This is a genomic window from Oceanobacillus saliphilus, from assembly GCF_023522835.1.
In the GTDB taxonomy this organism is placed as follows: Bacteria; Bacillota; Bacilli; order Bacillales; family Amphibacillaceae; genus Oceanobacillus; species Oceanobacillus saliphilus.
This window is the reverse complement of the sequence record NZ_JALCZU010000113.1, coordinates 1-274: the sequence shown is the minus strand read 5'-3', so window position 1 is coordinate 274 and position 274 is coordinate 1. Positions and strand designations below refer to the sequence as shown.

The window sequence follows — 274 nt, the reverse complement described above, 5'->3', positions numbered from 1 at the left end:
ATTTTGGACTGCGACCCAGGCCATGAAGATTTCTTTGGTTTGATGTTGGCGTTGGCGAACGCGGATAAGGTAAACATCAAGGCAATTTCAACGACGGTTGCTTATCAGACAGTTGAAAATGTGCAACGCAATGCGATGAAGGCGTTGACGCTATTGGGACGCACGGATATTCCGGTCGCACATGGCGCAGCTAAGCCATTGGTTGAACCATTTGGGTTGGCTGATAACTGGCGTGAGTTCACTGGTCTGGACGGGGTAGACTTCCCAGAACCAG

1 protein-coding gene is annotated in these 274 nt (G+C 50.4%); it reads left to right on the top strand.

Annotated elements, in window-relative coordinates:
- Nucleotides 1-274 (top strand): nucleoside hydrolase (locus MN204_RS20640; RefSeq protein WP_249872928.1); only part of this gene is annotated, 274 nt, incomplete at both ends.